This is a genomic window from Brumicola blandensis (assembly GCF_031846165.1).
Classification (GTDB): domain Bacteria; phylum Pseudomonadota; class Gammaproteobacteria; order Enterobacterales; family Alteromonadaceae; genus Glaciecola; species Glaciecola blandensis.
In genome coordinates this window covers 115086-141376 of sequence record NZ_JAVRIE010000006.1, presented here as the reverse complement: position 1 = coordinate 141376, position 26291 = coordinate 115086, and the positions used below count along the sequence as shown (strand labels likewise).

Annotated in this window: 24 protein-coding genes; 14 read left to right on the top strand and 10 right to left on the bottom strand. The window is 43.0% G+C overall.

What is annotated here, in order from left to right; genetic code table 11:
- Positions 1-97: 97 nt before the first annotated feature.
- Genes RM544_RS14280 through RM544_RS14270 form a run of 3 tightly spaced genes read left to right on the top strand, consistent with a single transcriptional unit; the run spans position 98 to position 1805 of the window.
- Positions 98-763, top strand: coding sequence for a CsgG/HfaB family protein (locus RM544_RS14280; protein WP_311362647.1), 666 nt, complete (start codon positions 98-100; stop codon positions 761-763).
- A gap of 2 nt (positions 764-765) precedes the next feature.
- Positions 766-1131: a DUF4810 domain-containing protein gene (locus RM544_RS14275; RefSeq protein WP_311362481.1), complete on the top strand. Its 366-nt coding sequence runs from the start codon at positions 766-768 to the stop codon at positions 1129-1131.
- Entirely contained in the window at positions 1128-1805 is a 678-nt protein-coding gene (locus RM544_RS14270; protein WP_311362480.1) for a DUF799 domain-containing protein, read from the top strand. The genes RM544_RS14275 and RM544_RS14270 overlap by 4 nt, the downstream gene beginning before the upstream one ends.
- A gap of 42 nt (positions 1806-1847) precedes the next feature.
- Here RM544_RS14270 and RM544_RS14265 read toward each other — a convergent pair whose 3' ends face one another.
- The gene (locus RM544_RS14265; protein WP_311362479.1) at positions 1848-2966 is read right to left on the bottom strand and encodes a polysaccharide deacetylase family protein; all 1119 of its coding nucleotides are present in this window, start codon (positions 2964-2966) and stop codon (positions 1848-1850) included.
- Between the two features lie 93 nt (positions 2967-3059).
- Here RM544_RS14265 and RM544_RS14260 point away from each other — a divergent pair, with 93 nt between their 5' ends.
- Complete coding sequence (locus tag RM544_RS14260) at positions 3060-4460, top strand: MATE family efflux transporter (RefSeq protein WP_311362478.1); 1401 nt, start codon at positions 3060-3062, stop codon at positions 4458-4460.
- Positions 4461-4491: 31 nt separating this feature from the next.
- Here RM544_RS14260 and RM544_RS14255 read toward each other — a convergent pair whose 3' ends face one another.
- Positions 4492-4779 (bottom strand): hypothetical protein, encoded by a 288-nt coding sequence (locus RM544_RS14255; protein WP_311362477.1) that lies wholly within the window; start codon positions 4777-4779, stop codon positions 4492-4494.
- Positions 4780-4846: 67 nt separating this feature from the next.
- Entirely contained in the window at positions 4847-5425 is a 579-nt protein-coding gene (nfuA, locus tag RM544_RS14250) for a Fe-S biogenesis protein NfuA (protein ID WP_311362476.1), read from the bottom strand.
- Between the two features lie 144 nt (positions 5426-5569).
- Here nfuA and RM544_RS14245 point away from each other — a divergent pair, with 144 nt between their 5' ends.
- Positions 5570-8176 carry a M14 metallopeptidase family protein gene (locus RM544_RS14245; RefSeq protein WP_311362475.1) on the top strand — a complete coding sequence of 869 codons (2607 nt, stop codon included), beginning with the start codon at positions 5570-5572 and terminating at the stop codon, positions 8174-8176.
- Positions 8177-8245: 69 nt separating this feature from the next.
- Here RM544_RS14245 and RM544_RS14240 read toward each other — a convergent pair whose 3' ends face one another.
- The 4 genes from RM544_RS14240 to RM544_RS14225 all read right to left on the bottom strand — a co-directional run bounded on the left by RM544_RS14240 (position 8246) and on the right by RM544_RS14225 (position 11755).
- Complete coding sequence (locus RM544_RS14240) at positions 8246-8815, bottom strand: GDYXXLXY domain-containing protein (protein WP_311362474.1); 570 nt, start codon at positions 8813-8815, stop codon at positions 8246-8248.
- Positions 8808-9875: a DUF4401 domain-containing protein gene (locus RM544_RS14235; RefSeq protein WP_311362473.1), complete on the bottom strand. Its 1068-nt coding sequence runs from the start codon at positions 9873-9875 to the stop codon at positions 8808-8810. Before RM544_RS14235 ends, RM544_RS14240 begins: the two co-directional genes overlap by 8 nt.
- Positions 9868-10890 carry a DUF2157 domain-containing protein gene (locus RM544_RS14230; protein ID WP_311362472.1) on the bottom strand — a complete coding sequence of 341 codons (1023 nt, stop codon included), beginning with the start codon at positions 10888-10890 and terminating at the stop codon, positions 9868-9870. The genes RM544_RS14235 and RM544_RS14230 overlap by 8 nt, the downstream gene beginning before the upstream one ends.
- Before the next feature lie 100 nt (positions 10891-10990).
- Positions 10991-11755 (bottom strand): ComF family protein, encoded by a 765-nt coding sequence (locus RM544_RS14225; RefSeq protein WP_311362471.1) that lies wholly within the window; start codon positions 11753-11755, stop codon positions 10991-10993.
- A 49-nt stretch (positions 11756-11804) separates the two neighbouring features.
- On the opposite strand from RM544_RS14225, the gene bioH reads away from it, so the two are divergent.
- The 8 genes from bioH (at position 11805) to RM544_RS14185 (ending at position 19015) form a co-directional block, all read left to right on the top strand.
- Positions 11805-12620: a pimeloyl-ACP methyl ester esterase BioH gene (gene bioH / locus RM544_RS14220; protein WP_311362470.1), complete on the top strand. Its 816-nt coding sequence runs from the start codon at positions 11805-11807 to the stop codon at positions 12618-12620.
- A 105-nt stretch (positions 12621-12725) separates the two neighbouring features.
- Positions 12726-13472: a hypothetical protein gene (locus RM544_RS14215; RefSeq protein ID WP_311362469.1), complete on the top strand. Its 747-nt coding sequence runs from the start codon at positions 12726-12728 to the stop codon at positions 13470-13472.
- The gene (locus RM544_RS14210; RefSeq protein WP_311362468.1) at positions 13469-14161 is read left to right on the top strand and encodes a hypothetical protein; all 693 of its coding nucleotides are present in this window, start codon (positions 13469-13471) and stop codon (positions 14159-14161) included. The genes RM544_RS14215 and RM544_RS14210 overlap by 4 nt, the downstream gene beginning before the upstream one ends.
- A gap of 200 nt (positions 14162-14361) precedes the next feature.
- A complete protein-coding gene (locus RM544_RS14205; RefSeq protein WP_311362467.1) occupies positions 14362-14619 on the top strand; it encodes a flagellar basal body rod C-terminal domain-containing protein in 258 nt (85 codons plus the stop codon).
- Between the two features lie 39 nt (positions 14620-14658).
- Positions 14659-15558, top strand: a complete 900-nt coding sequence (locus tag RM544_RS14200) for a putative metalloprotease CJM1_0395 family protein (protein WP_311362466.1) — start codon at positions 14659-14661, stop codon at positions 15556-15558.
- Positions 15559-15700: 142 nt separating this feature from the next.
- Positions 15701-16132, top strand: a complete 432-nt coding sequence (locus tag RM544_RS14195; RefSeq protein ID WP_311362465.1) for a type 2 periplasmic-binding domain-containing protein — start codon at positions 15701-15703, stop codon at positions 16130-16132.
- Positions 16113-17405 carry a hypothetical protein gene (locus tag RM544_RS14190; RefSeq protein ID WP_311362464.1) on the top strand — a complete coding sequence of 431 codons (1293 nt, stop codon included), beginning with the start codon at positions 16113-16115 and terminating at the stop codon, positions 17403-17405. The genes RM544_RS14195 and RM544_RS14190 overlap by 20 nt, the downstream gene beginning before the upstream one ends.
- 17 nt (positions 17406-17422) lie before the next feature.
- On the top strand, positions 17423-19015 hold the full coding sequence (locus RM544_RS14185) for a diguanylate cyclase domain-containing protein (RefSeq protein ID WP_311362463.1): 1593 nt from the start codon (positions 17423-17425) through the stop codon (positions 19013-19015).
- On the opposite strand, the gene RM544_RS14180 is transcribed toward RM544_RS14185, so the two are convergent.
- Positions 18994-19776, bottom strand: a complete 783-nt coding sequence (locus RM544_RS14180; RefSeq protein WP_311362462.1) for a YiiX/YebB-like N1pC/P60 family cysteine hydrolase — start codon at positions 19774-19776, stop codon at positions 18994-18996. The genes RM544_RS14185 and RM544_RS14180 overlap by 22 nt on opposite strands.
- 2 nt (positions 19777-19778) lie before the next feature.
- Entirely contained in the window at positions 19779-22121 is a 2343-nt protein-coding gene (locus RM544_RS14175; RefSeq protein ID WP_311362461.1) for a Tex family protein, read from the bottom strand.
- Between the two features lie 183 nt (positions 22122-22304).
- On the opposite strand from RM544_RS14175, the gene greB reads away from it, so the two are divergent.
- Positions 22305-22784, top strand: coding sequence for a transcription elongation factor GreB (greB, locus tag RM544_RS14170; RefSeq protein ID WP_311362460.1), 480 nt, complete (start codon positions 22305-22307; stop codon positions 22782-22784).
- A gap of 90 nt (positions 22785-22874) precedes the next feature.
- On the opposite strand, the gene RM544_RS14165 is transcribed toward greB, so the two are convergent.
- Positions 22875-26156, bottom strand: a complete 3282-nt coding sequence (locus RM544_RS14165; RefSeq protein ID WP_311362459.1) for a S41 family peptidase — start codon at positions 26154-26156, stop codon at positions 22875-22877.
- Positions 26157-26291: the final 135 nt, after the last annotated feature.

The following is a 26291-nucleotide window of genomic DNA, read 5'->3' as shown; positions in this document are numbered from 1 at the left end:
TTGCTTTATTTAATACTAGCTTCTAGACTTTCGACTGGAATACTGAATTTTGAAATTTTCAAAAACAACACAAGGAAATATCGTGGAATATAAATATATAAAACAAACAGTACTAGTTTGTGCGGCTGTCGCAATATCTATTGTTACCTCTGGCTGTGCATCAACCAGTTCTCAAGTGATTGAAACGCCTAAAGTCGCTAGTTACAACACTAGTTATAGTGGCGTGAAAAACAAAATTGTTGTTGGTACATTTGTTAATCGTTCTAGCTTTCAAAATGGCATTTTTTCATCTGGAACCGATCGACTGGGCAGTCAAGCTAAGACGACATTGATGGGTCACCTTCAACAGACAAATCGCTTTGTAGTTTTAGATAGAGACAACATGGCTTTATTAGCATCAGAATCAAAACTGACTGGCGCCACGCAGAATCTTTCAGGTGCAAAGTTCGTGGTTACTGGTGATGTAACTGAGTTTGGCCGAAAGGATATAGGTGACAAGCAACTGTTTGGTCTGTTGGGCAAAGGAAAGTCGCAAATTGCATATGCTAAAATCACTCTTAATATTGTTGATGTGACAACTTCTGAGCTCGTTTATTCAGTGCAAGGTGCGGGTGAATATAGCTTATCAGAGCGAGAAGTTATTGGCTTCGGTAGCACAGCTGGTTACGACTCAACCTTAAACGGAAAAGTATTAGATTTGGCAGTCAGAGAAGCGGTCAATAACCTAGTGAATGGATTAGAATCTGGGAATTGGAGCCTGTAAATATGAAGCAAATTCAACGACTGTTGTTATTGTTAACAACTGCTGCAACGCTTAGTGCCTGCGTAACGGCGCCTAAGCCTCTGTATTATCATGGTGAACAAGCTGAGGCTGTTTATTCCTATTTGAAAGCTGATGATTTAAGTATCAGTGAGCAAATTTTACTTATGGAACAAACGATGCAAAACGCTAGTTCGACAGGTTTACCTCTAGCGCCAGGTTTCCACGCGCATTTAGGTATGTTGTATTTTGAGTCAGGCAATACCTCTGGTGGTATTGAACAATTTGAAGTCGAAAAGTCTTTGTTTCCAGAATCAAGCAAATATCTCGATTATCTATTGGCTCAATTACAAGGAAGTGATGCAAAATGAAGACATTATATTTAGCGATTATGGTCATTGGTACAGCTATTTTATCAGGCTGTGTAAGTCCGCCCCCAGCGTATGACTATTCAGAGTTTCGACTTGCAGATCCAAAATCGGTTGTTGTTCTTCCGCCAATTAACAATTCACAAGAAGTCGTCGCTGGCTACAGCGTAATGTCACAAGTTGCCGCACCTATTTCTGAATCTGGTTTTTATACTTTCCCAATTGCCATTGTGAATGAAACCTTTAAGAACAATGGCTTGACTGTAGCAAATGATGTGCACGCGGTTCCGTATCAAAAACTATATGAAATCTTTGGTGCTGATACTGCACTGTATATGACTATCGAAAATTACGGGACCAGCTACGTCATCGTATCGAGTGACACTGTCGTTACAGTATCTGCAAAATTAGTGGATTTACGCTCTGGAGCAGTCCTCTGGCAGAATGCAGCTACTGCTTCTAGCGCTGAGACGAGAGGTAACAGTGGTGGTGGATTGATCGGCATGCTTGTTGAAGCTGCGGTGAACCAAATTATCGAAACAGTTGTCGATCGTGGTTTTGATATCGCTGCAATTGCAAACGCACGTTTGTTGAATGCGGAAAGCTATAATGGTTTGTTGTATGGTCCTCGCTCGCCCAAATATGGCCAGCCTGTAGTTAGTGAGAAACAAAAATAGAAGCTTAATTAGCCCACTGTTTGTCAGTGGGCTTCTTACCTATCAATCCAAATAAGTACCGTTATCCTGCGCTGTAAAGTAAGGCAACGAATACCAGTAGAAGCGAGATGGATCGCGCAAGCTTGGTGCTGTGCAGTTAATGCGAGTGCGGCCAGGGTAAAACTTCGCTTTTACATTAATGCTAAAGCCGGTGTTCGTTTCCTTGATAGGTAAGGTTTCACCTCTGAAATAGCATGCAACGCGGGCTAATAAAATGTCGTCGAACTTAACATCTATCTCGACGGTACCAAGCTGCTCTTCTATCAACATCACGTAACGTTGCGGACGCACATCGGTGACTGGCATGGCTAAGCTGTTAATTTTTGTCTTGAGTGTTTCTAAGTTCGCGTATCTGCCCGCTGCTGGGTATCGCGGTAAAGCTTGTAAGTCGCTATATGGTCCAACGGCGCCCGACTGCTGCCCAAAGCCAATATAACCCATGTCTTTAAGAAGGGCTTTTACCTTGGTGTCGAATTCACCGAAGGGGTAAGCTAACCACTTCAAAGAATAACCCAGCTTTTCAGTCAGTAGCTGCTCAGCCATCTCGATATTGCGTTTTATTCTAGCTAGCCACTGTTCATCACTTTCATTGGCATAACGATCTAATAAGTGAAGATGGTCTAGCGTGTGATTAGCAAAAGTAACACCCTCGCTTTTCATCGTTTCAAGGTCTTCCCAGCTAAGCTGAGAACCGGTACCAATTTGCGATGGATTGATAAAGATTGTGTAGGGAAAGCCATACTTTTTTAATATCGGGTGACCATTCTCTAAAATATTTTTATAGCCATCGTCAAAGGTAATAACAACAGCTTTATTAGGTATTACTTCACCTTTTTTCAGTAAGTCCAAGGCCTTCTGCAAGCTGATGACGGTATTGTTTTCTGCAAGGTAGCTCATGTGTTCTTCTAGTTCCGCAGGCGCGATAGAAGTGACTCGAGGAGTGTCTTCGCTCACATGGTGGTATTGAAGAATCACAAAGCTACGATTTTGATGAGTTTGATTGGTTTGAGTATTTTGACTAAGACTAAAGGCGGGAAATGCACAAACAAATAAGATAAAGGACAGTATAATGCTCAGAATCATAGATTCTGAAGCTGTTGATTGTATGCGTGTTGAAATCATCTTAGCGCTCCTTTTGCTGGCCCTAGTTCTGTGCAATTATAGCATCTAATTCCTCTTCACGAAGAACATACTTCATAGGTAACATAAACGGACATGCCAAAAAACGTTAAGCCAAATGGGCAAAGCAAGGTAGCGCAGGACAATGCAAACCGTTCACATCCTTGGCAATTATTAATACTGGCAGTTCCTCTAATCTTAGCCAATATAACTACGCCGCTCTTAGGTTTAGTTGATACAGCGATTTTGGGGCATATGAATGAGGCTGCTTATTTAGCTGGTGCGTCAATTGGCACATTAATTCTCACACAACTGTATTGGATTTGTGGCTTTATTAAAATGTCGGTAACTGGCTTAAGTGCGCAAAGCGCAGGTGGTCAAGATAAAGCTGACGAAGCCCGCTTAAAAGTACTGATACAGGGAATCACCTTGGGTTTGGTTCTAGGCCTGATATTTGTCGTATTGCAGTCGCCGATTTTAAGCGCTGGGCTCTATTTCGCTCAATCAAGCGATGAGTTTGCACTGAGTACACAAGCTTACTTTTCTGTGCGCGTATGGGGCGCACCTGCCGCATTAATTAACTTGGCTTTAGTGGGTTGGTTAATTGGTCAACAAAAGACTCGCACCATATTGTTATTACAGGTGGTAGTTAACTTGATTAATATTGTTTTTAGCGTTCTGTTTGTCTTTGGTTTCGGTTGGGGCATTGAAGGAGTCGCAGCAGCAACGGTATTGGCAGAATATTCTTTGTTGGCTTGTTCACTGTATGCCGCATTGCGGATTGTCAATCTGAACTTATATCAGGCAGCATGGTTGAAGTTTTCGGCGTTGAAAGCTTTGTTAAACCTCAATACTAATATTTTATTTCGAAACCTTGCGTTGCAATTCACCTTGGCCTTTGTCACGTTCACAGGTGCTACTTTGGGTACCCAAACTGCTGCTACAAATGCGATTCTAATGCAGTTCTTCGCGCTCATCGCCTTGGGTTTAGATGGTGTCGCGAATGCGGTTGAAGCCCTTGTTGGTGAACAAAAAGGCCGACGCAATTTAAGTATGTTAAAACGACAGGTGAATACAGGGTTGTTTTGGTCCAGTATTTTTTCGCTGGTGTATGCCATTGTATTCTGGCTTTTCGGGTCTGATATCATCAACCTTCTCACTGACCAACTTAGCCTACGTGAAAATGCCAAGTCTTATCTAGGCTTGATGATAGCCTTGCCCTTGATAGCTCATTGGTGCTTCTTGTTTGATGGTGTGTTTGTCGGTTTAACTCACGGTCGAGCAATGCGTGACAGTATGATATTGAGTGCGGCGGTTGGTTTTTTCGCAGTCTGGTGGATGGTATCGACGCTAATACAGGGAAGTGATGCGTACGCTGGTATGGAGAACTATGGTTTGTGGCTAGCGTTACTGAGCTTTCTTGCTTCTAGAGGCCTGATCTTAGGCTTGTGGTATGGCTACTTGCTTCGGAAGCCAGATGAGCGTTTGTGGATCTAGCAGCTGCAGAGTATCTGCAGCTATTAGTTATTCAGGCTTCTTCGCTTTGTTTTGCCACCCGGCTTGGAAGTAATCGGCAGATGAGGATTTGTACATAGCCATAAATAGACATACAAGCCCCAATAGTGAGAAATACTAAAGCGACAATTTTCGTGCTATTTATAAATGTGTCTGAAATGCCGTCAAAGATATTGAAATAGCTTATGCCCATATCTGAATACCAAATAGCGACACCCACCATAAATACACAAAAACCTTTAATGAACCGCTGCCAGTGGCGCAAGGGCTCGGTAGTTATTTTGTCGATCAAACTGCTCATTCACAACCTACCTAGACGAGTATTAGCTCGTATCATAGAACGAGTCAGAGACTCGTTCAATTAAACTCTAGTAGTAAGAATGTTCGCCAGCTTCATGCTCCGTTGCGTCTTTTACTGCAGTAATTTCGCCTTCAAACTGCGCTAGCATTTGCTTCTCAATACCGTCTTTGAGGGTTACATCGACCATGGAACAACCATTGCAACCACCACCAAATTGTAGCACAGCTGTACCGTCTTCGGTAACTTCAACTAACATTACTTGGCCGCCGTGACTGGCAAGGCCTGGATTAATATCAGTCTCAATCATGTAGTTAATTCTTTCGACTAAGCTGGCGTCGTCAGAAAGTTTTTTAGCTTTTGCGTTAGGTGCTTTTAGAGTTAGCTGTGAACCCATTTGATCGGTAACAAAGTCGATTTCCGCTTCTTCTAAGTACGGGGCGCTTTCTTGATCTACAACGGCGTTGAAACCGTTAAATGGTAGCGTAATATCGCTCTCTTCAACTGCATCAGGTGGGCAATAAGAAACGCCGCACTCAGCAGTGGAGGTACCTGGATTAACAACGAAGACACGAATGTTAGTGCCTTCACCTTGTTGTGAAAGTAGTTTGCCAAAGTGGCTTTGTGCTGATTCAGATATGGTGATCATGATGACCTCTATACATTGGTGCTATAATAGCGAAACGATAATGGCGGTATAATAACAAAATTACTTGAGTAAAACAGTCAAGTATTTGATTTTTTGCACACAAGTTGTAAAACTGTCGGGCAAATCGAAACCAAAGGACACTTTATGTTGAACCTACACGGCATTTCTAGCCGAATTCGCAGGCAATTTGTTGCTTTAATCACAATGAGCTTATTTTGTAGTTTGTTCGCAGTAAGCAGTGCAACTGCAAAAATCAGCGACTTGGACTATTTACCTCAAAATCAAAACTACGATAAGTCCATTCCTTTGCCTGCCGATATTCTAGGCTACCCTGTAGGAACGTGGCACGTGCGCCATGACCAACTAGTGAACTACATGTATGCTGTTGCAGAGGCGTCTGACCGAGTGACAGTGAAAGAGATAGGTAGAACGCATGAGCATCGGCCTTTATTGTTATTGACGATCACCAGCCCAAGTAATCACAGTAATATAGATGCGATTCGTCAGCAGCATATTCAACAAATTGAGAACGGTGAATCGGTACCACAAGATGCCCCTTTAATTATCAATATGGGTTATAGCGTTCACGGCAACGAACCTTCAGGTGCAAATGCTTCTATGCTTGTGCTTTATTATCTAGCGGCCTCGAACGGAGACGAAGTCAATACCCTGTTGAATGAAAATGTGGTTTTGCTTGATCCTTCATTGAATCCTGATGGCCTGTCACGTTTTGCTCAGTGGGCAAACTCACATAAAGGCAAGACACTCGTGAGTGACAAGTTGCACAGAGAGCATAGAGAACATTGGCCGTCGGGCAGAACCAACCACTATTGGTTCGATTTAAACCGTGATTGGTTGCTACTTACTCACCCAGAAAGCAAAGCAAGAATTCGCGAGTTTCATTCATGGAGACCTCATATTCTGACGGATTTCCATGAAATGGGTACAGACAGTACTTACTTCTTCCAGCCGGGAATTGCATCGCGTAAAAACCCTTGGACGCCAGACACCAATGTAACGCTAACGGCAGCTTTGGGCGATTTCCATGCCAAAGCTTTAGACAATGATAAGCAACTCTATTTTACCCAAGAAAGCTTTGATGATTTTTATTATGGTAAAGGCTCAACTTACCCAGATGCTCATGGCAGCATCGGTATTTTGTTTGAGCAAGCGAGTAGCCGAGGACATTTGCAAGATTCCATCAATGGCTTGTTGAGTTTCCCAGATACTATCCAAAACCAAGTCACTACCTCCTTATCTACCTTTAAGGGCGCCCTAGCAAATAAAAAGGCGATATTGGCGTATCAGAAACAGTTCTATGCTGATACTAAAGACCTGATGAAAGATGACAAGATTGAAGGTTTTGTTATCCAAGGAAATAAAGATGAAAGTCGTTTCGAGCGTGTCGCATCGATTTTGGCGTCGCATCAGATTGATTTCAAATATGTCAGCAAAAGCACTAAAGTGAAAGGTCTTGAGCTAGCTGCCAATAACGCGATTTATGTGCCGGCGAAACAAGCCCAATACCGCTTGTTGCGTTCATTATTTTCGGAGCGTCAGCGCTTTGCAGACAACACATTCTATGACGTTTCAAACTGGAATTTACCATTAGCTTTTAATTTGAACTACGCATCGTTGAATCGGTCTGAAGCTCGCAAATTGTCTACAAGTAATGAATATGTGAAAAGTGCGGTGTCTACCGGTATTGAAGCAGATGCTTACGCTTATGCCTTCGAATGGCACGATTACGAAGCACCAAAATTGCTTCAATTTTTATTGAGCAATGATGTTCAAGTTCGAGTGGCAGGTGCCGATTTTACAGCGCAAGTGTCTGCAAATGGAAAGGTCTCTGAACGTGATTTTAGCCGTGGAGCGATACTTATTCCTGCTGCTTTGAAACAACCTACCGACCTTATAAAAATGTTGAGCGAACAAGCTAGTGCTCTCAACTTGGCTGTCTACAATGTCGCATCGGGTCTCACCTCGAAAGGCATCGATTTAGGTAGCCGACGTTTTGCGCCAGTCAACTTACCGAAGGTCCTTTTGATTGGTGGTAAAGGTACGTCTCAGTATGAAGTAGGCGAAATTTGGCATTACCTAGATACGCGTTTAGGTTTACCAGCAACCTTACTTGATTTGTCAGACCTGAATGGGCGTGATATCTCTGACTATACGCACATTATTTTCGCGTCGGGCTCATATTCATCAGTGAATGAAAAGACCGTTGAGAATATGAAACAGTGGGTACAAAAAGGCGGTGTGTTGATTGGCCAGAAGTCAGCGGTACGATGGTTTAGTCAGAACAAATGGATTGATAACGAAGTATTGTCCAGAGCTGATATCGACGATGCTTTTGATACTGACGACTTAGGATTTGGTGATCAAAGCGCATTAGCAGCTAAAAAGCTGATTGCAGGATCTGTTTACAGAGCTGACGTCGATTTATCTCACCCATTAATGTTTGGTTATGAAGAGTCAACATTACCCTTGTTTAAAACCAATAACATGATTGTTTCTCAAGGCGACAACCCGTTTGACGAAGTCGCGACCTACTTGAAAGAGCCATTGGTTGCTGGCTACACTGCCGACGAGTTGCAAAAAATGATTGGCAGCACACCGGCGATTATCGTTAAGCGTACTGGAAGAGGTTCTGTTATTAGTTTCGTTGATAACATTCATTTCAGAGGATATTGGGATGGCACCAACAAACTGATGGCGAACAGTATCTTTATGGCGCCTTTGATTAACTAAATTATATTCTCGATATAACTACACACTCTCAGTAGCAGTGCCCAACTTGTTTGGGCTGCTACTTTTTTCTTACAACATTTCAGCACCTAAAAGAACCAAGTCCTTATCCAATAATCCAGTCAGCAATACTTCCCCTTTATTGTTTACCCTAAATTGCCCATACCGAGCATCTCGATATATTGGTTCATCCCCTTCAGCAAAAAAGAAACCATTTGTGGCGAACTTAACTTTATTTTGTCGCACGCGATATTGCAGTTTTCTCTGTTGAGGACCTAAGGGAATAGATTCCGCGTTGTCTGCTTCAATAGAAACGAAGCTCGCAACCTTATTCTCGTCAAGTTGGACAATCACGTAAGCTGTTTCTGGTAAAAGTGGCTGGGAAGCTTGGTTGTCAGAATCATCTTTCTCAGTCTGGCTTGATTCATCATATGAAGCTCTAATCTGACGTGCGATATCGAAGCGTAAAGTCATGTAGTCTCCCTGCATCAATGAGCGTGGATCCACCGGTGCCAATTCGATGTTAATGACTTCGCCCTCAGTGATGTGGGATTGCTTTTGCCAAATAGAAAAGTTGATCAGTAATAAAATGATAAGAGTCGCTGCACCAACAATATATTTCTTCATACTTTCCTTAATCATGACTTTCTCCTATGGCTTGTGTTGGTGAGGACTGCGTTTTTTTACTGACATAAAGTAATACCAGACAAGCAGTCCCAACACCCATTAATACAAGAGACTTATTGAATAAACTAATATCTAGCCAATAGTAATAGGCTGACAAGTTAAACAAAGCCGCTACAACGCCAATAGCTAGAAGGAAATGATTTCTTGAACCAAAGGCCAATAACAAAAGCATTATGCTTAAGGCGAGTCCGTTGGCATAAAACGTTAAAACGCAAACCGTGATGAGCAGCAGAATATGGCTTATAGCCACTTTGCTTGTTATTTTTAGGTTTTGTTTTGTGTACAACTGATGTAATACAAATAACAATACAGCGATAGATAGGCTTTCTTCTAACCAAGCACCCACGCCGCTCAGAATGACAAGCTCGTTATTTTCGTCGAAGTTAAAGTATCCAAAACTTACCTTTGTAATAACTAGGCCGATGGTTAAACCGTAAGTGATGGCGCGAGTAGCGGCTAACTTTGAGCTCAATGTAAATTCATTTAACCAGAGATAAGCGACTAAGAGCATCATTAATGGCGTGAACAAACTGGCTACTCCGGACTCATATAGTGCGATCGATATGCAAATTACTGAGAACAGAGCGGACATGAAGCGGTTTATGCGATTAGGCATGATCAGTGCAACAGCCATTTGAATGAAAGCAAAAACTATCCACTGTGCTTGAATATCGAATTCTAGATGAAGGAATATTGCGACTGCTAACAGGCCTTGACCCGCAACACTAATGGCTAGACTGAACTGCGATAAAAACTCAGAGTTCGCGTTTTTCTGAAGGGTGAAGGCACCACCAAGGAGCGCTAAGCCAACAATCGACGACGCGATACCACTTTCAATCATAGCGCCTAAAGCCAGTGCCATGAACCCTAGTAGAAATAGCGATGCCAACCAGCCACAAAAGCCCATCAGCACACTAATATACCAAGGCGTTTCTTTTTCACTTTTATCAGGCTGTGGCATAGCACAAACACCAGCGGTACTGAGTGTTTCAAACCAATGATTTATACTAAGCATGACTTGTCTCCACAGTTTTCATTTCTTCGTGTAGCTTTTTCAACCAGAAGGTCGACATAGCCCCGCCTCCAATGGTTAACCCTGCACATATGAATAAGGCGAGTTCATATGCATTATTATCGAGAAGTCGGAAGACCACCATATTAAGCACAAATACAATGCTGAAGCAGGCACAGGCGAGCACAAAGATCTGACGTTGTTGCATGTAAAATAAATAAGCAATTACGCCAAGCCACGCTAACCATGCTACGAATTGGAGACCCTTAGTATCGTCTGATACATAAGCCCCAAATATCGCGTCGGCAGCACCAAAAGTGGCAATGTAAGTGCCATATACTGCGAGTAGTCCTATAGCCCAAGCTTTATTAAGAAAAGCCAATTTCTGTGCTGCGAAGTGCCAAGCAATCAAACTGCCAAGGCTGGCTGCCCACATCACATTTAAAATAAATGTGTCGGAGTAGTAAAGTGTTAAAAAGAGAACTAAGGCTGCATTGAGTAAGGCAAGCCATAACATCCAAATAGGCGCAAAGCGACTCACTAACACCCAAGGGGTGACAACCAAAGCCCAATTGAAGAATAACTGCCATGGATCGGCACCCGTTTGATAGGTTTGACCGAACAAGGCCATCAAAGCGCCAACCGCTAACATACTGCAGAAGAGTGCCCCGTTTGCTATCAATGGATTGTTTTGATACCGCAAATACGCCAGCACACTGATAATGATGAATCCTTCAACGATCGCAAACTTTGCGAAACGACCGATGTCTTGCCAATTAGCCGCAATGAAAAATATCAGTCCGCAGGAAAGTGCCAGCACGCCAGCCCACAGTAATAAGTGATCAATAAAGCTTTTCCACTCGCTGGTGGATGGATTGAACTCGATCGCCGATTTCGCTTCTTCGATATTTTGAGCATTGAGCTGGTTTTGCTCAATAAGGACGCTCAATGCCTTTCGTTTAGTGTCTTGTAGTTCCAAACTAATGCCTGCGGCAATTGTTGTATATGTGTTCAACATACTAAAGTACGTTGCATTAAACGCAATAAAATTGATTCAAGGCTTTTGATATAAAACTTAAGGTATCAATATTTAATACTTTGTGGCTCAATTGCTTTATCTAGCTCACTAAAGTCACCGCCATACACCAGACCGATATTGTCATATGTGGATTTTGTTCGAGCACCGCCCGTGCAGCTGAATTCATCGTTGCCCCCGTCGTTAACACATCATCGATAATTGCAATGTGCTTATAATCTCCATTGAGGCAGCACTCAAAAGCCTGATCAACGTTATTTATGCGGTCTTGCTTCTGCAAATTTGCTTGAGCTTTGGTGTGTCGCACTCGACGAAGTAAGGGCGCGTTTGGAATATGTGTGTGCGTGGTAAGCCAGTCCGCTAACACTTGTGATTGATTATAGCCTCGTTGCCAGTAGCGCCTGAGCGATAAGGGTACAGGTATTAATATTTCAGGTAACATACTTGTGTCTGATTTCTCCGGCGCTTCACACACATTGTTTACCGCCATTATTTTGAGCATGAAAACGCGCTGGTAAAATAGTGAAGCCAATGCCCTGCCAGCTACTGGTTTATTGTTAAATTTCAAATCTCTGACCATGAAGTCAAATGGCCAAACATAGTCTCCGATAGCATAAAGATAATCATATTGCGGGGTATCTAAGTATTTAAGGATATCCGGACTTGTGAGCAAATTGTCGTGAGTAGTCAGTGGGGAGATGAAATGTTCACAATAGCCACAAATTAGGTCCTTACTCGACTGACGGCACAAGTAACACTGTCGATGTGACAAAGATAACGCTAGTCTGCGATAGCCTAGGCCTGCTTTTTTTAAACCTTGTACTAGTCCTTTTTGCCAACTACCCATATACTTTCGCGCCAACGTATTCTGTTTATCGTAAAAGGTTACCACTGAAATGAGCACTGCCGCGCCGGCCAAAAGTACGGTTATCACTCTTGTTTTTATTCACGGTTGGGGAATGAACTCTGGCGTGTTTTCGCAATTAATTGAGGCATTGCGAACTCTCGATGAAGAGAGCGAATCAGTCTCTCATGTAGTATTCGATTATCTCTGCTTAGATTTACCCGGCCACGGCGCGCAACACGATATCATTCCTTCGCCCTACGAACTCAGCACCTTAGCTGATAGTGTTGGTTCGCAAATTCCTGAAAACAGTGTTCTGATTGGCTGGTCTCTAGGAGGTTTGGTCGCTCAGTATTTGGCTATGAATCAACACCCTAATATGCTGGCTTTAATTACTATTGCATCGACTCCTAAGTTTCAAATGGCTGACGCTTGGCCTGGTATTAAGCCCGAAGTATTATCGATGTTTACGGAACAGTTATCACTTAATCACCATAAAACGCTATCACGATTTTTAGCGATCCAAATGATGGGTGTAGAAAATGCTAAGGCGCTGATAAAGCAAATTTCAGCATCTATTGATGCATTGCCTACGCCTCATCCTAGTGCACTTGCTGCGGGGCTAGAAATATTACAACATGCTGACTTACGCCAAGATATAGGGCGAATTGTTGTACCCACTTTACGACTTTATGGTCGCCTCGATAGTCTTGTTCCACATTCTGCAATCAATCAAATTCAACACTTGCAGCCAAACAGCCAAACGCTCATTTTTAAGCATGCTTCACACGCTCCTTTTTTAACGGACGCGAAGGTTTTCGCTGAGCACTTGCGAGGGTTTATCTCTGCTATGCTCTTACACAGCTAGCATGGCCTAAGAGGATGTTGACTAAAAAAAACCTTGTGCATAAACTGGGAAAGGAAAATAACAAGTATCTATTCATGGTGAATAGTTTTTAACAAGGACGAAAAGATGTATAGGCTTTTAATCGTTATCTTTGCACTCACGTTGATGTCATGTAAATCAAGCCCAGATTACCTCAACTCTCAGCAGCTCACATCGCAATATAAAAATGTAGGTTTTGTTACTTTCCGAATGGAATCTCAGTTAGCCTTCTTCCAAGCTGATATGGAAACATTTTATCGCCCACGCATTACCGAGGCTTTACAAGACTTAGGCTTTCAAGTAGTTGACGCCAGCAGGTTATATGAGGTGATGGAAGCGTTAGAAAAAGACGCGCCAGGACTGTTCAACCCAAATACCGGGCAAAAAAATAGCGAATTAGAAAATGAACTTTTTATAAAAGCCATGCAACAAGTAAAACAAGAGCTAAATTTAGATGCATTTTTGTTTGCAGGTGTAGATGCCGTCAGAGCTAACTTTAGTAACAACTTATTGTTAGGGCACTATGCAAGGTGGTATGGGCAAAGCGAAGTCTATTTAGCTGATGGTGTTGATGCCGGTGCAGTATTGAGTACTTTGTTCACACAGGAAGAAGGCTATTTGCCCGGCGCGAGGTTATACCTTCGATTCCGTGATGGGCAGAACAATATATTGTCGGTTGGTTCAGGTGGCATTGAGTTGCTAGCCCGTTATGATGACGATGGTGAAATAGAGCCGAAAACTAGCGATTATTTATTTGATGACAAAGCGCAGTTGGCGGAGGCACTAGATTTCGCTTTAGAAGATTTAGCTAGTCATAAATCACGCAAAAAATGAAGTTATTAAGCTACTTATTTATCGTTTTTGCTGTGTCCGCATTAGCGGGCTGTAAAACCTTGAATTTCACTTTCCATGATCCTAAACCTACGGGTAGCCAAATAGTACTGCCGATTGAGACTAACGTTCAATCAAGCGCCATTTTTATTTGGCTGCCGCCCGCGTTTAAAAATGAGTTTGCAAGCTACACAAACGCTTTTACAAAAGATGCAGATAGTTATTTTCTGCAACAGGGCATTTCCAATCAGCATTCTGAAGATCAGGCGTTATTCAATGCAAACGCGGCTGAGTATGGCGGTATCTTTGATTCACGAACTGGTCGTTTAGATAAAGACACGCTGAATCTAGCAATCAAGAAAACCGCAACCGAGCTCTTTAGTTCTCACCCGGATGCTCAGGTTATTCTCTTTATCACGCCATATAAAGAAACTGTTACGCTGTTTAACGGGTTTGGTCAGTGGTCCAATATTGAACAAAAGCAGTCGACTGTTCCTGGAGACTCAAGTGAGTCGAGGCGAGCAACGAGTCTTCGTCTGAACTACTTACTGCGCGATGGGCAGCCTCAATTACATAACATTGGTTTAGACATGCAAGATGAGCGCTTTGCAGAAGTAGGCAAATATAAGCACATCGTAGAGTATGTATTCAAACCCGTATTCAAGAAAGCTAGAGACAATAAAACGCAATAATGTGAATGGAAATCACAGAGGTGGTGAGGCACATTTAGCAGCACTTAGTGACTTGTGAATAAATTTTTTCAAATAAATGAAAAAAAACACTAAAGAAAATTTAGATCCCGCCGATACACCGGATAAGGGAAGGAATATCCTCAGTCTTTGTGTAGTAAGATCAGGAATATTGTTTCAATTATTAAGCGTAGAGGTCATCAATGCCCAACGGTATCGAAAATAGTAATTTGTCCAGCGCACTGTATGCAGGCGTGCAAGGCTATAATCAGGGTGCAGAGCAGGTAACTCGAGCATCGATTGATTTGGCTTCATCAAATAATCCAAATAGACAATCGCCGGTCAACATTAACCAAAGCGCAGTTGAAATCATTTCTGGTACAAACCAAGCCGAAGCATCTGCGAGAGTCATCAAAGCGGCAGATGAGACCTTGGGCACGATTATCGATACTTTTGCTTAATTCATCGCAGACCAGTTAGAGAGGACTGAACTCGCCATTATGAATATCGTCACCCCAATCCCTAACAGTTTTGGATACCCTACCTCCAACGTAGGAACTGATTCTGCGCGCAGGGATAATGTGCAAAGAGAGATTATTCCGTCTCTGACACAGGGTGAAAAAAGTGCAGCTGACAAAGGTGTGGGCGCAGAAGCAGATCGCAACAATCAATCAAATAATTTAGCAAACCTCTTACAAAACCCAACTTACGATAAACCGACTATTAACCAAGCCTTAAATAACCCGAATGCTGGCGATGCAAGTAAAGACAACGGGAGCGATCAAAGTGCAGGTCGAGAGGGGGCAGAGTCTGAACAAGAAAAACGTCAGCAACAGTCTGAAGACAAAAAAGTCGAAGAATTAAAAGACCGAGACAACGAGGTAAGATTGCATGAGCAAGCGCACGCCGCAACAGGCGGTCAGTATGCTGGTGCTCCAACTTACGAGTATGAAACGGGTCCCGATGGTAAACGCTATGCTGTTGGCGGTGAAGTATCTATTGATATAGCCGAAGCAAAAACCCCCAAAGAAACAGTGCGTAAAATGCAGCAAGTAAAAGCGGCGGCATTGGCACCTGCAGAACCGTCACCGCAAGATTATAAAGTTGCCGCACAGGCATCGCAGAAAGAACAAGCAGCAAGAGCTGATATTGCCCAAGAGAATGTTGAAAAATTGAATGGCGATAAAAGTAATGCAACTGCTATTGGTGAGACTCCAAACGACAATGATTCAAGCGACTTTTCAGATATTTCAACTGAGCCTGCTGGGCAAAGTCGCGCCAGCTTGAAGGCTGATAACACTGATATTGAATTCAGTGAGCAAAGCCAAGTTGCGTCACAAGTGTTAAACAGTGTTTACTCTCTAAAGGCTGCAACAAGTAATTTTAGTTTGTTTGTATAAATTTATGATAATTACTCATTAATATTTTGAGTTTTCTGTCGACTACTTCTATAGTTTTTGTGTAGACAACACCAGAATGGAGAAGCAAATAACATTCATTAATTCATCTACATCACTGAATTTATTACGGTTATTGCTAGGCATGTTTTTGATTGCTCTGGTAGGTGTAGGCGTGTCTGTCCAAGCGCAAGAGTCAACCCCGTCCAACCCTGATTCACTAGTGGTCGTTGTGAGTACTAAGAATGCCATCGACACCTTGGATAAAAAACAGCTGATTGACATTTTCATGGGACGATTTAAAAGCTTTCCGAATGGTGATTTTGTTACACCGATAGATTATTTTGCAGGAAGTCCTCAACGCAAAGAGTTTTATGAATTACTCGTGGGTAAGAGTGAGCGCAAGATAAATGCTTATTGGTCTCGTTTGCTTTTTTCCGGTCGTGCAACCCCCCCAGAAAAAGCATCCTCAGTTCCTGACATCATTCAAATGATGAGAGAAGATGTGAACGTACTCGCTTATATTAATGCTTCAAAAGTGACTAAGGAGATGAAAATTGTTTATCGATTTGAATAAACCGAAGTCCTCAACGGTGCCTCTATTGTTGCTAGCAAGTATATTTACTTGTGGGCTGACGGTGAGTAATGCAAAAGCCACTGAGGTTAGTTTTAGCGGTTTTACTAACTTGTCTCTTACTTATGCCGAGCATGACAAATTAGCTTATCGGAGTTCTTTGCAGAAAAATGGGCGAGAGGGTTTGTCTTTTGCTCCAGATTCAATTCTAGGCCTACAATCGAATATTGAGTTTAATGACAAGTTTGATGCCGTTGGGCAGATCATATTGCAAGACCGAGACAATACTCAATTTGCAAACTATATAGAACTTGCTTTTTTGCGCTATCAAATAGATCGTCACTGGTCTGCGAAAATCGGTCGTTTCAGCACTAATAGCTATTTATATACTGATTATCGAAATGTGGGGCATTTGCTCAATTGGGTGCGACCTCCAGTGGAAATGTACTCCACCGCAGGCGCTCTGGGTAGCATGGATGGCTTACAAGCTTCTTACATTCAAGATGCCGATTTTGGTGCAGTAAAAGTTGCTCTCTCGTATGGCCAATCCAATTTCATTGATGATGTTGAAGGTGGTGAACTTACTATCGATTATTCTGAATTGGCAGTTCTAAATATCGAACTTCAATCTACTGACTGGCGATTTCATGCGGCATTCATCCGTTCAACATTAGATAATTTCGATACCGTGGGCATTGACGATGTGAAGAATCTGGAAGGAAACGTGCCACCATTATTTTCACCTTTTGCACGAGAGCTCGTTGGCAACATCGTACCCGATGGCAAGGTTATTACTTATGCATCTGTCGGAGGCCAGTATAATGTTGATAGTCTGGAGCTGAATGCTGAACTTTTTGATTATGACAGTGACTGGGTTTTAGCCGGCGGCTCCGTTGGCGGATATATTAGCGCGGCCTATCAGCTGGGTAACGTTAAGCCTTACTTGACGCTAGCGACTCACAATCGTAGATTGGCTCCTGAGGTGATAGATTATGAGCGTGCTGAATCATTACTTCCTCCAGTTGCATTTCAGCAGTTAGTCATTTTATCTGCTGAATCAAACGAAGCTGTTCGCGGGGCATCATATGACCAAAAGTCTATAAGTGCTGGTGTTAGATGGGATTTTCATGAAGCATGGTCGTTTAAGGTTCAGTTTGACCATTTTAGAACAAGTGAGTTTGGTAGTGGTTTGTTTGGCGTTCAAGCAGGTTTATTGACGCCAAAGGAAGAACTCTCTTTAAATGTTTTGAGCCTAAGTTTCACCACCATTTTTTAGTTTAATTGGAGCTAATTGTGAAGCTATCAGTACGTATCAGTTTAGTTATCTGGCTCCTTTCGTTGGTGATCTCAACGGTCTTTGCGTTCTTAAACTACCAATTTCAATTGCAGCAGGCTACCCAACAATATCAGGAGTTAACTGCTCGATTGGCAGAAACCGCAAACAGAACCAGCGCAATTGCGGCCTATTTGGCTGATACTGAATTGGCTCAGCAAGTAGTCGATGGTTTAGTTGATAACGATTTGGTCGCAGCGGCTAGTATCAATATGCCCACCGAAAATTTACTCATCAGTGCCGGAGATACATCACCAAGAAGCCAAGCGATAAATATCGACTTAAAAGATCCGTTCACTGAAACTGAAATGGTAGGCCGTTTGACTGTTATCCCGAATGCACGCTTCATACAGCAGCAAGTTACCAGTAGCGCCCTGCAAAACGCTTATCTTTTAATAGGCTTGGGCCTTATTCTAGCCGTAGCAGTTGGCCTGTTTGTGCGCTCGAAACTAACCCAGCCAATTAAGAAGCTAGCTGATGCATTGACCTTAGTCGATCCAAGTACACCTGAGTTTAACTCTCCTATTCATATAGATTACAAACAAAAAGACGAAATTAGTGCATTGGCTCGCAAAACAAATGGGCTTATTGGCGCATTGAAGCAACAGTTCATGTCTGAGCGTGAGCTTCGTGAGGCAACAGAAGAGTTACAAAGACGCTTTAGGCTGTTGTTTGAGCAAGCAACAGCAGGTATTGCTTTATTGTCTAATGAAGGAGATATCACTATTGGCAACCCAGCATTTTATCAATTGTTTGGTGAGGAAGTGGAAGGCCACAATTTTGCGAATTTGTTTGAATCACCAGGCTTAGTTAAAAAACAGATAAACATGCTGAGTGAAGATAATGCTGATTCACAAATAGATATTGATCTAACGTATTTACAAAAGGATGAAAAACGCTATCTACATTGTTTGTTTTCTTCAATTTCAGACTCTCGTAAAGCTGAACGTAACGAATCTCAACAGCTTGTCGAAGTGATCATTTATGATATTACTCATCGCAAAACAGAGGAAGTTAAGGCGCGTTATGAAGCGGACCATGATTCACTCACCGGTTTGCTGAATCGTCGTTCAGGCTCTCTTCAATTAAGCGAGTTACTAAAGACTCGGCAAGAGAAGCAAAGTACTTTTGTTTTGATGATGATTGACCTCGATAAGTTTAAACCCATTAATGATACTTATGGACATGACGTTGGCGACGATGTTTTACAAGCGATCAGCACACGTTTACTCAACAATGCTGAAGAAGAGGGCGGCACTGCAGTCAATATTCGTTGGGGTGGAGACGAGTTTCTTATTGGTTTGATGCTTAATGATACGAATGAGTTGTCTGCCTATACTGAGGCATTGATTGAAACGATTTCTGCACCGATTGAAATCAACGAAGATTTACAGGTTCAAGTGGGAGCGAGTGTCGGGGTAATTATTCTTGAGCCTGAGCAGCAAGCCATTCTTGAAGCTTTAATCACAAGAGCTGACGAACTCATGTATGAAACGAAACAGCAGAAAGCAAAACGCTACACTATCGTAAACTATGCAGTTTCGTCTGACTGAGTAGTCCACACGATATCTTGATAATTGAATCCAGCATGTAAGGTCGGCTTAATAATTTCAAAATAGGGTGATAGGTCGAAATCTCTGGGCGTAAAGTGACTGTAATGTCGTTTGGCCAAAATCACTTTTTCTCTTATATTTGCGGGTGAATTCGTATCTGTTTTTAAGGGTAGAATGGGGTAGCGTATTGATTGAAATGCTTGAGCAACTAAGGTCGAACAAATTGCTTTGGTGGGATCACCACTACCAAACTCAAGCAAGCGTCTTCTGAAGCGCTGAGGTATTGGCGGTGTGGGTAGTAAAAAACGCATCAAGTCGAATATGTTTTTGGTATCGTATTGGTGGCCGATACGAGCAGTAAAATAATTGATCAACGCTTGGGTATCTTTTGCACTTAAATTAACAGGCCGACAAATTCTCAAATTAAAGCCATTGTACTTATTCATTGGAACCGTGATAACACCTTCTACGAGGTCGGCTTCTAATAATGCCTTATGACCCTCGTGCTCACCAATATAAACTGCTACATGAGACCAGGTAGACTGTGTGAGATATTTGATTGCTGAGCTAATTCGACTATTCCCTTCAACTAGTATCAGATCGCCAGGCTGTAAATTAGCCGTAAGTTGATCTTCGCTAAGTGTGCTAAAGGTACGATATTGTGTGCTGGGTTTACTAAGAAACGCAGCAAGCTTGTCGCCTACTGCGTTGCCTATTCTTGAGAAGAAACCGCTTGAACGGCTTGTTTCTTCACTTGGCATGCTTACTTCTTCGCCTTGGCAAAGGCATCTGCAAAGGCATTACCCATGGCAGCATTCCCTGTATTAGGTTTATTCTTAGCAGGAGCATTGCGTTGGCCGCTATGCTGGTTCTTCGATTGTGAACCTTTACCTTGTGACGAACGATCGCCTTTTGGCTTGTTGTTTGAACTGGCTTGAGGTGTGTCGTCCATGCGCATAGACAAGGAAATGCGCTTTCTCGCAATATCCACTTCCATGACCTTTACTTTGACTACATCACCGGTTTTCACCACTTCTCTGGGATCACTGATGTAGGTGTTGGTCATAGAAGATATATGAACTAAGCCATCTTGGTGAACACCAATATCAACAAATGCGCCGAAGTTGGCAACGTTGCTAACAACGCCCTCCAATATCATGCCCTCTTTGAGGTCATTCATGGTTTCAACGCCTTCTTTGAAGCTAGCTGTTTTGAACTCTGGACGCGGGTCGCGCCCCGGTTTATCAAGCTCTTTTAGTATGTCCACGACTGTTGGTAGACCAAACTCTTCTGTGACAAATTCTTCGGCTTTTAAGCTTTTCAACAATTCGGTGTTACCAATCATATCGTTTACGGCGATATCTGCCTTGCTGGCGATAGTATCTACGACTTGATAAGTCTCAGGGTGAACCGATGAGGCATCTAAAGGGTTCTTGCCGTTCATGACTCTTAAAAAGCCGGCAGCTTGTTCAAATGCTTTTGGCCCTAAGCGCTCAACCTTTTTAAGTGCCTTACGGTCAACGAAGGCGCCGTTTGCATCTCGAAATTGAACGATATTATTGGCTAAGGTTTTGTTTAAACCTGACACATGAGTTAACAATGCTGGGCTGGCGGTGTTTAAATCGACGCCTACCGCGTTCACACAATCCTCAATCACGGTGTCGAGAGACTTGCCAAGTTGGCTTTGACTGACGTCGTGCTGATATTGCCCAACACCAATCGCTTTTGGCTCAATTTTCACGAGTTCAGCGAGTGGATCTTGTAAGCGTCGGGCAATCGATACTGCACCACGCAATGATACATCCATGCCAGGTAATTCATTGGAAGCGAGTTCAGATGCAGAGTAAACCGAGGCGCCAGCTTCACTAATAACGATGCGCTGTACTTTCAATTCAGGAGTGGCTTTCATCATTTCACCGACCAGCTTATCGGTTTCTCGTGAGCCAGTACCGTTACCGATACTGATCAAATCGACTTTATGCTGTTGGCAAAGGGTGGCGATAGTGCGCTTTGACTTATCCCACTGGTTTTGTGGCGCATGAGGAAAGATGGTAGTGGTGTGCACGACCTTACCCGTTGCATCGACAATAGCGAGCTTCACACCCGTTCGAATACCCGGATCTAAGCCCATGGTAACTTTTGGCCCAGCAGGGGCAGCCATGAGCAAATCATTCAGGTTTTTCGCAAACACTTTAATCGCTTCCGCTTCGGCTTGTTCACGTAAAGTGGCAAACAATTCTGTTTCCATATGCAAGAGGATTTTAATTTTCCACGTCCATTGAACAACAGAGGTGAGCCACTTATCTCGTGCAGAATCACTTAGGCGAAGTTGCAGTGTTTGTTGGATAAGGTCTTCACCATGTGAACGACGCACACCTTCTTCTTGCTGCGGATCGGCATCAATATTAATTTGTAGAATACCTTCGTTACGCCCGCGAAACATTGCAAGAGCGCGGTGTGAAGGGATTTTGGCGTACTTTTCTGTGTACTCAAAATAGTCTTTATATTTCTGACCTTCAGCTTCTTTGCCGGGCGCAACCACGCTTTTCACATGAGCATTTTTCGTCAAGTAATGACGGATTGATTGCAGTAATTCTGCATTCTCAGCAAATCGCTCCATGAGGATGAATTTAGCGCCATCTAAAGCAGCCTTCTCATCAGCGACCCCAGCGTCCGCATTGATATATTGCGCAGCCAAGGTTTCTGGATCGGCGTCAGCATTATTAAACAGTTCATTCGCAAGGGGTTCCAAACCAGCTTCAATGGCAATTTGGCCTTTGGTGCGACGACGAGGTTTGTACGGTAAGTATAAATCTTCTAAGGATGTTTTGTTGTCGGCAGCTAGAATTTTAGACTTGAGTGATTCGTCTAGTTTGCCCTGTTCATCAATCGATTTAATGATCACTTTACGACGGTCTTCAAGTTCGCGTAAATACCCGAGTCTTTGTTCTAAATTACGCAACTGAGTATCGTCTAACCCTTGTGTCACTTCTTTTCTATAACGCGCGATAAATGGTACTGTGGCGCCCTCGTCTAGTAGATTAACAGCTGATTGAATTTGTGCGGGGGACACGTTTAGCTCGGAAGCAATTTTCTCGATGATCATGAACAACTCAATAATTGAAAACTTTGAATGGGTGTTTCAAGGGCGCAAGACCGCCGCCACTTGGCTATATAGCCGGATTATAGCATTCAGTGTTGGCGGTGAAAGTACTTTATGCATTAAAATGTATTAAGAGGCGAGTTTATAAACTGCCTTAATTGAGATTTATAACCAGCGGACAGTATATTGAAGACCAAGTTGATTACACGCGAAGGCTACACCAAGCTAAAGCAAGAGCACGACTATTTGTGGCATGAAAAGCGCCCTGAAATTACCAAAATTGTGACTTGGGCTGCCAGTTTGGGAGACCGCTCAGAAAACGCCGACTATACATTCAATAAACGCGTTCTTCGTCAGATTGATAGACGAGTAAGGTACTTGAGGAAGCTACTACCCGACGTCACGATTGTTGATTACAACCCACAGCAAGACGGTAAAGTTTTTTTTGGTGCTTGGGTAGAAATTGAGAATGAGGCAGGTGAAACGAAGCGTTTTCGAATTGTTGGGCCGGATGAAATATATGGTGATGTAAAAGACTATATTTCAATAGATTCACCCATGGCAAGAGCCTTACTAAAGAAAGAAGTCGACGATACGTTTGTGGTTAAAACGCCCGAGGGCGCTAAAGAATGGTATGTGAACTCGATCGAGTATCAGAAAAGCTAACAAAAATATGAAAACACCCACAACGCGATTTAACGCATTATGGGTGTCGCTTCACTTGAACTAACGTTCGGTCATTGCTAACGAGTCGTTTTACAAAGACTTCATCAGCTCCTCAACAGCGCGTTCTAATTGCGGATCTTCACCTAATGCTTTGTATGCAGGAGGATTGAACACTTCAATATCTGGCATTGCGGGCACAAAATCCATATTTTCACCGCTTTCTTTCACCCACCAACCTCTGAACGGCATTCTGACTCTAGAGCCATCGACAAGCCCATATGAGCCGGTACTGATGACAGCGCCAAAGGTTGGACGGCCGATTAATTTTCCGAGACCTAATGCTTTGTAAGCATGTGAAAATATTTCAGCGTTGGAGTAACTATTCTCGTTACTAATTGCCACTGATGGCTTGGTCCAAGCGGATAGCGGTAAGCGTTCTGAAAACGGATAAGTATCTTTAAACTTACGATGTTCTTTTTCCAGATCCTCTGCAGCGCCACGAGGAATGGTGTAGGAGTGTTGTTTCACATTTAACACCGCCATAAGGTAGTCTGTCGTCCAACCGCCACCATTGTAGCGAACATCTATGACGATACCGTCTTTGCCATAACCTGCAGCCATTAACTCCCTTTCAAATCGCTCAAAGCTGGACCAATTCATGCCGCGAATGTGCAAGTAGCCCAAGCGACCGTTTGAGTATTTTTCAGTTAATCTACGGCGCTCATTTACCCAATCATCATATAATTCGTTGCGTAAGCTACTCACCGGCCAGATGACGACCTCTTCGGTAGTCGACTCAGTATCAGTGCTTTGTTGTGCACCGCGCATCACTTCAAGAAGAACAGGTGTATTGACTTGACCATTAAGCAAGGCGTGAAAATTTTGGTTTAGTACTGATTGCTGGTTGACGCTCACAATAGTGTCGCCTATTTCTAGCTTGCTCTCATCTCGATGCGCTGGACTGTTCGGAAGCACTTTTGAAATAGTGTAACCCTGAGCGTTGTTGCTACCTTCTATGCCAAGAAGGCCAGTTTCGATGTCTTGGGTCTCTTTAGGGTTATCACCACTGGATAGCCCCATGTGACTTGCATTGAGCTGTCCCAACATCAAATTAAAGATGTATTGGAAATCTTCATGGGTTGATGCTTTCAGCGCCAATGGCTCATATTTCTTGCGTAGGGCATCCCAATCTTTGCCGTGGAAATTTGGATCGTAAAAGCCGTCATTAAGTGCCCGCCAAGCATCAGCAAAGATTTGCTCTCGTTCATTGGCGTAATCAATCTTCATATTCGAGACGACTTTCATGTCTTTCGACTTATCGCTTTTAGTATCGATACGAACCAGTTTTCCACGCTGAGTGAGGGCGAATACATGTTTGCCCTTATTACTAAGGCTTAGCTGACGAGGGAAAACATTACCTTTCAGTACGGTCTTTTTATCTTCGCCATTCCATTTTATTTTGTACAAACTGCGGTCTATTTGATAATTCTGACGGCCTGAACCACCAATACTGTAATAGATATGCTCGCCTTTTTGGTCGAATACCAGTTGGTCTTCATTGCCAGCAAATTGGGTTACCTGAACTAAGCGTAAGTAGATATCATCGAAGTCGATAGTGATTTTTTTCGTTTCTGCTACCTCGGTATCATCGTCAGAAGCACCTTCTTCATCACCTTCTTTCAGCTCATCATTCTTATCTTTTTTCTTATCGTCTTTTTTGTCATTCTTTGGCTTGTCCATTTTGCTCAAACGCTTCCACTCTTCGGTTGAGCGCTGCCAGTCTTTCTTGTTTAACCAAGCAAACCAAATATCAAAATCACCATTATTTCGCATTGAGCTGAAACCTAATTTAGTACCATCAGGGCTCCAAACGGGGTTTACATCATAGCGAGGGTGCATGCTTACATTTACTGGTGCGGATGAGTTATCCGCTGCATGAATATAAATCTCTTCATTGAAATTTAAGTCTGATAGAGAATATGCCAACCAGGTGCTGTCAGGTGACCACGCTAGGCCAGAAGGGGTGTCCCAGCCATCCAGAAGCGTCAGTGAGTCACTTAATACGCCTTCATCACTGATTTGTGCAGTAATTAGCTTGCCACGGCCTTGTAAATACGCGACCTGCTTACCGTCGGGAGATACGACGGGATTTCTTTCATCTTCAGCGGTGTTGGTTAGTTTTGTTACCTTATGCTTTAAGCTAGCAAAAAGATTTTCTTCATCAATATCTGAAGATTTCAGCATATAGATATCGTTTTGACCTTCTTTGTCAGAAACGAATAACAGGGTATTGTCGTTTAACCAAGTGACATCACGGTCTCTAGAGGGACCTTGGGTTAAATTTACGCTGCGTTCATCCTTCTCATCATTGCGAGTGATATAGATATCACCGCGCATTGTGTATGCCGAAAGCTTACCGTCTGGCGAGACCGCATATTGGTTTATACCGTTAGTGGTTTTTCTTGCTACATTGGGATCAAAACGGAAGTCGCCGGTCACATTAATGTCGAGCGTTTTTTTACGCTTTTTTCGAACATCGAAACTGACCACTTCATCGCCAGCTTGATACACAATTGTGCGACCATTGTCTGTTGTACTAAAGTGGTTTATACCGAAATCAGTTTCTTTCGTAATCTGCGTAATCTTGCCATTTAACTCCGCCTTATGAACATTGTACTTGCCACTGCGGGGCGAAATAAAATACAGGCTTGAGTTATCGATCCACTTAGGCATGAAGTCGGTGCCTTTAAACGTGGTGAGTTGAGTGTAAGTATTTTTTTCAATATCGTAAATCCAGATATTACGATTGGCTGGTCCACGGTAATCTTCTCGGGATACGCGCGCAGTGCCTCTTACAAAGGCAACTTTTTTACCGTTTGGCGACATTGTTGCATCCAAGCCCAATGCATCCATGAAACGCACTTCTGTGCTTTGACCTGCTACATCAACAGCCATTATTTCGGCTTCACGCTCTACTTGCGCGTAAGTGCGGCGACTGGCAAACATAATGGTGTTGTTGGGAGCAAAATCGGTAACGCTGTCGAAGGATGAGTGGAAGGTAAGCTGCTTAGGCATGCCACCATTGGCGTCGATAATAAAGACGTCAGTGCTGCCAAATCGGTCGCTACTAAAGGCGATTTGTTTACTATTATTGTCCCATGAAGGACGCGATTCATAGCCTTCATGAATAGTCAGGCGGTTTGCTCTGCCGCCTTTAGCATCAACCGTCCAAATGTCACCCTGATAGGTGAAAGCGATAGTTTCGCCATTCGGGCTAATTTCAGTTTGTAATATGAGTGGCTGGGCGTTGACAGCAATGCAAATGAGCAACTGCGAGACAATGAGTACAGCGGAGCTTAGAATCCGTTTCATTTAGAAAACCTTTTTTATTATAATTAACTTGGGTCCGTTGACGAGAGAAGAACAGTACACCCACATGACATGCACCACTGCGTTGCCTGTACCGAGCAGAACTCTCGTTATGAGTTTACAATGCGTTTGGATTGC

Coding starts and splice junctions, on each gene's coding strand:
- RM544_RS14165 (WP_311362459.1), bottom strand. CDS start 26,156: ATGAAACGGATTCTAAGCTCCGCTGTACTCATTGTCTCGCAGTTGCTC.
- RM544_RS14225 (WP_311362471.1), bottom strand. CDS start 11,755: ATGGGTAGTTGGCAAAAAGGACTAGTACAAGGTTTAAAAAAAGCAGGC.
- RM544_RS14215 (WP_311362469.1), top strand. CDS start 12,726: ATGTATAGGCTTTTAATCGTTATCTTTGCACTCACGTTGATGTCATGT.
- RM544_RS14180 (WP_311362462.1), bottom strand. CDS start 19,776: ATGCCAAGTGAAGAAACAAGCCGTTCAAGCGGTTTCTTCTCAAGAATA.
- RM544_RS14275 (WP_311362481.1), top strand. CDS start 766: ATGAAGCAAATTCAACGACTGTTGTTATTGTTAACAACTGCTGCAACG.
- RM544_RS14235 (WP_311362473.1), bottom strand. CDS start 9,875: ATGCTTAGTATAAATCATTGGTTTGAAACACTCAGTACCGCTGGTGTT.
- RM544_RS14175 (WP_311362461.1), bottom strand. CDS start 22,121: ATGATCATCGAGAAAATTGCTTCCGAGCTAAACGTGTCCCCCGCACAA.
- RM544_RS14195 (WP_311362465.1), top strand. CDS start 15,701: ATGTTTTTGATTGCTCTGGTAGGTGTAGGCGTGTCTGTCCAAGCGCAA.
- RM544_RS14245 (WP_311362475.1), top strand. CDS start 5,570: ATGTTGAACCTACACGGCATTTCTAGCCGAATTCGCAGGCAATTTGTT.
- RM544_RS14205 (WP_311362467.1), top strand. CDS start 14,362: ATGCCCAACGGTATCGAAAATAGTAATTTGTCCAGCGCACTGTATGCA.
- RM544_RS14230 (WP_311362472.1), bottom strand. CDS start 10,890: ATGTTGAACACATATACAACAATTGCCGCAGGCATTAGTTTGGAACTA.
- bioH (WP_311362470.1), top strand. CDS start 11,805: ATGAGCACTGCCGCGCCGGCCAAAAGTACGGTTATCACTCTTGTTTTT.
- RM544_RS14260 (WP_311362478.1), top strand. CDS start 3,060: ATGCCAAAAAACGTTAAGCCAAATGGGCAAAGCAAGGTAGCGCAGGAC.
- RM544_RS14210 (WP_311362468.1), top strand. CDS start 13,469: ATGAAGTTATTAAGCTACTTATTTATCGTTTTTGCTGTGTCCGCATTA.
- RM544_RS14255 (WP_311362477.1), bottom strand. CDS start 4,779: ATGAGCAGTTTGATCGACAAAATAACTACCGAGCCCTTGCGCCACTGG.
- nfuA (WP_311362476.1), bottom strand. CDS start 5,425: ATGATCACCATATCTGAATCAGCACAAAGCCACTTTGGCAAACTACTT.
- RM544_RS14240 (WP_311362474.1), bottom strand. CDS start 8,815: ATGATTAAGGAAAGTATGAAGAAATATATTGTTGGTGCAGCGACTCTT.
- RM544_RS14265 (WP_311362479.1), bottom strand. CDS start 2,966: ATGATTTCAACACGCATACAATCAACAGCTTCAGAATCTATGATTCTG.
- RM544_RS14200 (WP_311362466.1), top strand. CDS start 14,659: ATGAATATCGTCACCCCAATCCCTAACAGTTTTGGATACCCTACCTCC.
- RM544_RS14270 (WP_311362480.1), top strand. CDS start 1,128: ATGAAGACATTATATTTAGCGATTATGGTCATTGGTACAGCTATTTTA.